The organism is Peptoniphilus timonensis JC401 (assembly GCF_000312025.1).
GTDB lineage: Bacteria > Bacillota > Clostridia > Tissierellales > Peptoniphilaceae > Peptoniphilus_A > Peptoniphilus_A timonensis.
In genome coordinates this window covers 648,042-653,742 of record NZ_HE978593.1, presented here as the reverse complement: position 1 = coordinate 653,742, position 5,701 = coordinate 648,042, and the positions used below count along the sequence as shown (strand labels likewise).

Genomic DNA, 5,701 nt, shown 5'->3' with positions numbered 1-5,701 from the left:
AAAAAAGTCAGACATTATTTTAGCTTGTTTTTTTGGATTTTTGCTTTTAATAGTTTTAACTCTGCTAAAGAGCTTCTTAAATTTTCTGGTTTCATCTTCATTAAATAGCTTTGATTTTTCAATTATATCTATGTCCATAAAAAGTATAGAATCATCAATATCTACATTTTCCTTTAAACTTAAACTATCCTTTAAAAGAAGATAACTGTTAATTCTGCAATTTGTATTGAGATATTTGTGATTTATTTTGTCTCTTTCTTTTATAATTTTTCCTATGTTGTAATCAGGATGCAAATTATTTGAGAAATCAGCAGAAAGTAAATTTGTAGAAATAGAATCATTATAATCTCTTACAAGATTTATAAACTTATCTGTGTTTTCGTCTTTAATTATCCATTTTAGTGACTCTTTAACAAAAGATAAAGTTTTTTCACTGTTCATGTTAGACATTTGAATTTCTTTATTTTCTTGAGATGTAGAATTATTCCTAACAAAATTCTTATTACAAGCTGTAAGTAATAATAGAAAGGAAGTAAGAATTATTAGTGATTTTAGTTTCATTTTTCCCCCATTTTTTAAAATATATATTAGATTATATAATATGATTTATTTTTTGTAAAAATAAGACTTAAAACTTACTTAATAACTACGATATATAATTTTATGATTTAAAATGTTATGCTATTAATAGATTTAAAATATTTTATAGAGGTGTTTTATGGATAAATTTAATTTAACTTATATAAAAAATAAAAATTTTAATGCAGATATTTCTGATTTTAGTTATGAGTCTGCAAAAATTGTAAATAATTATCACAAATCTTTTGATATTTATAAGGCGACACCCTTAGTAGATTTAAAAAATTTAGCTAATGAACTTGGAATTAAGGGATTTTTTGTAAAAGATGAGTCTTATAGATTTGGATTAAATGCTTTTAAAGTTCTTGGTGCAAGCTATGCAATGGCAAAATTTATTGCAGAGAAAATTGGAATGGATATTAGTAAGTTGACATTTGATGAAATAACATCAAAAACTACTAGAAAAAAATTAGGAAACTTAACTTTTGTCACTGCAACTGACGGAAATCATGGTAGAGCTGTGGCATGGACTGCAAATAAGTTACATCAGAAGTCAAAGATTTTTATGCCAAAGGGATCATCTTTAGAAAGGCTAGAAAATATTAGAAGAGAAAATTCTGATGCAAGTATAATGGATTACAATTATGATGATTGTGTAAGACTTGCAGAAAAATATGCAAGAGAAAATAGGGGAGTTTTAATACAAGATACATCTTGGGAAAATTATGAAGAAATTCCAAAAAATATTATGAAGGGTTACATGACTATGGCTCTTGAAGCCTATGAAGAATTAAAAGAAAAAGATATGCTGCCAAGTCACATATTTTTGCAAGCAGGAGTTGGTTCTCTTGCAACAGCAATTACTGGATTTTTTAGTAAATGTGATGAAAGAAGAAGCTCCTAAAATTATAATTGTTGAAGCTAATAAGGCAAACTGCATTTATAAAACTGCAAAGGCAAATGACGGAAAACTCCACAGAGTTAAAGGAAACCTTGATTCGATTATGGCTGGTTTAAATTGCGGTGAAGTCGTAAGTATTGGTTGGCCAATTTTAGAATCATACATAGACTACTTTTTTATCTGTTGACGATTTTTATTCTGCAATTGGTATGAGAGTTTTAGGAAACACAATTGGAAATGATAGAAAAATTATTTCTGGAGAATCAGGTGCAGTTACATCAGGAGTAGTCTATAAACTAATGACTGATGAATCTTTAAAAGAATATAAAGAAGAAATAGGACTTGATAAAAATTCTATTGTACTTTGCTTTTCAACTGAGGGAGATACTGATAAATTAAGTTACAGAAAGATTGTTTGGGAAGATAAGTTTTAAATTTTTATACCATAGTTTGTAAAATTAAATGGGACAGAAATAAAAAAGGATAAATAGGCTCAAGTATAAATAAAATGAAATTATAGTAATTTAAAATTGATTTTAAAATATTTTTATTAAAAATTCTTATCTTTTAAGATTGGCGAAAAATAAACAAGTTTAATAAAATTTTTGGACTTTGCTGTGTGCAGAGTCTTTTTATTTTGTAGTAAAAGTTTTAAAAAATTATGAAAAGCTAAAAATAAAGAATTATTTATACATAAAATTTTATACAAAAATAAAAGTTTTTCTTGAACTTTTTTTATAAAAGAGTTATTATATCTTTTGCAAAGATGAACAATGTTCAATTTTATAAAAAGGGGGTAGAAAATTGAAATCAGAAGATAAGAGAAAAGAAAAAGAAAATAAAATCTCGGCGGCTGCTATGGATTCCTTTAGAGATAAAGGCATAGAAGTAACTTCAATAAGAGATATAATGAATAGAACTGACTTTGGACTTGGGACTTTTTATTTATACTTCAGAGATAAAAAAGATCTAGAGCAAAAAATAGTTTTAGATATATTGACGGAACTTTTTTATGAGGCTGAATCTACTTGTAAGGGAAGTGATCCTAAAAAGAGATATATTTCTTTTATAAATTATATAATCGACTACTTAATGAAAGATCCCTTAGAGCTACAACTTATTTCAAATAATTTAAATTGGGCTCTTTACGCAAAAATTGAAAATGATGATAGATATAAAGAAGTAGAAAATAGTTTGCAATTTATTTTGAATAAATATTCTAACTTATTTAATGATGAGCTTTCTGATTCTGAAAGATTATTTGTGTTATCACTAACTATGCACATAGTTCTTACAACATGTGAATCTGCCTTGATGGAAGATTCTATTTTAGGAATTGATGATATGAAGCCAGCTTTATATAAAATTGTAGAAAGAATATTTAGATAAAGGAGAAATATGAAAAGATTTACAAAATTTATTTCTCATAAACCAAAATTTGTTTTATTAGTGATGACCTTGCTCTTAATTCCTTCTTTTTTAGGATATAAATTGACAAAGGTAAATTATGACATTCTATCTTATTTGCCAGAAGATTTAAAATCAACACAGGGTCAAAAGATTTTGGATGAGGATTTTAAAAACGCAGCAACTGGTATGCTTATCTTAGAGGGTAGTGACCATGATGCAGAAGTCTTGAGGGAAAAAATACTTGAGATTGATGGTGTAGAAGATGTTATTTCAAAATCTTCTACTGTTGGGGATATGATTCCCAGTGAATTTTTGCCAGACGATATAAAAGATATTTTTTATGCAGATGGATCTACTTTAATGATAGTTAAGTTTAGTGACTCATCTTCTTCTTTAAAGACCATGAATGCTATAGATGAGATTAGGCAAATTGAGTCCAATCAGAAATATTTAAGTGGTATTTCTTCACTGGTAAAAGATACTAAAGATTTGATTGATAAAGAAACTCCAATTTATGTTGGGCTTGCAGTTGCCTTGGGTTTAATTATCTTATCACTTACAAATGAATCCACTATAGTTCCCTTCGTTTTTATGCTGACAATTGGTTATGCAGTCTTGTATAACTTTGGGACTAATATATTTTTGGGAGAGATATCCTATATAACAAAGGCAATAGCAGCTGTATTGCAACTTGCTGTTACCATGGACTATTCAATATTTCTTTATCACAGATATGTTGAAGAAAAGAAATATTACGACAACAAATATGATGCAATGGACCTTGCAATTCAAGAAACTATTTCATCTTTATTTGCATCATCACTTACAACTTTTGCAGGCTTTATAGTATTAATTGCAATGAGACTTGGACTTGGTAAGGATATTGGTCTTGTAATGAGTAAAGGTGTTTTAATAGGACTTATATCCACAGTTACAGTTTTGCCTACTATGCTTTTGATAGTTGAAAAACTTGTCAATAAATACAATCACAAGGTAATGCTACCAAGCTTCGATAAATTATCTGAATTCAACATAAGACATAAGAAGACACTTTTTATAGCCTTTATAGCAATATTTATCCCAGCTGTATTTGGATCTATAAACACAAAACTTTATTACAATTTGGACAGGTCACTTCCACAAGATTTGGATTCAATAGTGGCTTTAAATAAGATGAAAAAAGATTATGATATGGCAAGTACACACTTTATTGTCGTGAAAGATGATTTATCTAATTCAAATTTAGATGGTCTTATTAGTGATTTAAAGGGAATTGATGGAATTAATTCTGTCTTGAGTGTAAGTTCTGTCACAGGAGTTACAATACCAAGTGAATTTTTGCCAGACAGTTTAAAAGATAATTTCACAAAAAATGGTTACGAGATGATAATGGCAAATTCAAAGTATCAGACAGCATCACCAGAAGTAAAAAATCAAGTTAGTGAAATGAGAGATGTTATAAATAAATATGACGAAGAAGGTTATTTAACTGGTGAAGCAGTTCTTACTGATGACTTAACTGTAATTTCTGATAGAGACTTTAAGATAGTAAATATTATATCTATTGCAGTAGTATTTTTAATAATTGCTATTGTGTTTAAATCTATTGGAATTCCAGTTGTTCTAATTGCAGCAATTGAACTTGCAATTCAAATAAATATGGGTATACCTTTCTATTTGAATCAAACAATCCCATTTATAACCTCAATAATAATTGGTGTTATCCAGCTTGGATCTACAATTGACTATTCAATTCTTTTGACAGATAGATTTTTAGCTGAATATAAAAAATCAAAGGATCTAGATGGATCTTTAAAAATTTCTGTAAAGGAAACTTCTAAATCAATTGTAACTTCAGCCTTATCTTTTATGGCTGCAACAATTGGTGTAGGTATTTATTCAAAGATGGAAATTGTTTCAACAATTTGTACTTTCTTAGCAAGGGGTGCCATTATAAGTATGCTTGTTATCATACTTTTACTACCTGCTATTATTTCAGTTAGCTTTCCATTTATCAGGAAGACTACAAAAAATTTAGATTAATTAAAAAATAAAGGAGAATAAAATGAATAAAAAAGTTCAAAAGGGTGTTGTTTCCCTAGTTCTATCTTCTATGATATTAACTAATACTGCTTTTGCGGCATCAGAGATTATAAATAAAAGTGAAACTGTTTATGTAATAAAAAAAGATGACCAAATAAAGGATAAAACTGTTTCTGTTTGGTTAAATTCTGAAGATGATATTAAGGGAAAGGACAAGTCAAACCTTAAAAATGTAAAAAACTTAAAAACTGATGAGAGCATTAAAAATGATTCTGGTTACATTTATTGGGATGAAGATGTAAAGGACATTTACTATCAAGGTAAAAGTGAAAAAGACTTACCAGTAGATATTAATATTGACTATTATCTTGACGGCGAAAAATTAGAAAACACTGAACTAAAGGGTAAATCTGGTCATTTGAAAGTTGTATTATCTGCAGAAAATAAAAATTATGTAGTTAAAAAAATTGCTGGCAAAAAAACCAAGATTTATGCACCATATACACTTATTGCAGCTATGTCTTTTCCACAAGAAGTAGCATCAAATATTGAAACAGATGATGCAAAAGTAGCAAAAGATGGAAAAAATGAATTAGTAACTTCTGTTCTAACTCCTGGTCTTAGAGAAAATTTTGAAACTATTTTAGAAGAAAGACAAATGGAAGATTTTAAAAGCCAAGCAGTTATAGAAATGGATGTCAAAGATTATAAACCAGTGGAAGCTTATATTGTTGTTTCAAATGAGCTATTCCAAAATGATGCTGATTT

At 28.0% G+C, this 5,701-nt stretch carries 6 protein-coding genes and 1 pseudogene; 6 read left to right on the top strand and 1 reads right to left on the bottom strand.

The annotated features are described in order from the left end of the window. A partial coding sequence (locus tag HGPT_RS03185; RefSeq protein ID WP_019138430.1) for a DUF4300 family protein occupies nucleotides 1–561 on the bottom strand: 561 nt, incomplete at its 3' end. A gap of 157 nt (nucleotides 562–718) precedes the next feature. Between HGPT_RS03185 and HGPT_RS09760 the strand changes: the two genes are divergently transcribed. The 6 genes and pseudogenes from HGPT_RS09760 to HGPT_RS09745 form a co-directional block, all read left to right on the top strand. Continuing rightward, entirely contained in the window at nucleotides 719–1,483 is a 765-nt protein-coding gene (locus HGPT_RS09760; RefSeq protein ID WP_019138429.1) for a diaminopropionate ammonia-lyase, read from the top strand. Beyond that, the gene (locus HGPT_RS09755) at nucleotides 1,464–1,667 is read left to right on the top strand and encodes a hypothetical protein (RefSeq protein WP_019138428.1); all 204 of its coding nucleotides are present in this window, start codon (nucleotides 1,464–1,466) and stop codon (nucleotides 1,665–1,667) included. Before HGPT_RS09760 ends, HGPT_RS09755 begins: the two co-directional genes overlap by 20 nt. A 22-nt stretch (nucleotides 1,668–1,689) precedes the next feature. Next, the gene (locus tag HGPT_RS09750; RefSeq protein WP_019138427.1) at nucleotides 1,690–1,914 is read left to right on the top strand and encodes a hypothetical protein; all 225 of its coding nucleotides are present in this window, start codon (nucleotides 1,690–1,692) and stop codon (nucleotides 1,912–1,914) included. Between the two features lie 424 nt (nucleotides 1,915–2,338). Beyond that, entirely contained in the window at nucleotides 2,339–2,869 is a 531-nt protein-coding gene (locus HGPT_RS03175; protein ID WP_051007889.1) for a TetR/AcrR family transcriptional regulator, read from the top strand. A 9-nt stretch (nucleotides 2,870–2,878) separates the two neighbouring features. Then, nucleotides 2,879–4,933 carry an efflux RND transporter permease subunit gene (locus HGPT_RS03170; protein WP_019138425.1) on the top strand — a complete coding sequence of 685 codons (2,055 nt, stop codon included), beginning with the start codon at nucleotides 2,879–2,881 and terminating at the stop codon, nucleotides 4,931–4,933. A gap of 22 nt (nucleotides 4,934–4,955) precedes the next feature. Continuing rightward, a pseudogene (locus HGPT_RS09745) lies at nucleotides 4,956–5,701 on the top strand (hypothetical protein); the annotation flags it as partial.

Coding starts and splice junctions, on each gene's coding strand:
- HGPT_RS09750 (WP_019138427.1), top strand. CDS start 1,690: ATGAGAGTTTTAGGAAACACAATTGGAAATGATAGAAAAATTATTTCT.
- HGPT_RS03170 (WP_019138425.1), top strand. CDS start 2,879: ATGAAAAGATTTACAAAATTTATTTCTCATAAACCAAAATTTGTTTTA.
- HGPT_RS09760 (WP_019138429.1), top strand. CDS start 719: ATGGATAAATTTAATTTAACTTATATAAAAAATAAAAATTTTAATGCA.
- HGPT_RS03175 (WP_051007889.1), top strand. CDS start 2,339: ATGGATTCCTTTAGAGATAAAGGCATAGAAGTAACTTCAATAAGAGAT.
- HGPT_RS09755 (WP_019138428.1), top strand. CDS start 1,464: ATGAAAGAAGAAGCTCCTAAAATTATAATTGTTGAAGCTAATAAGGCA.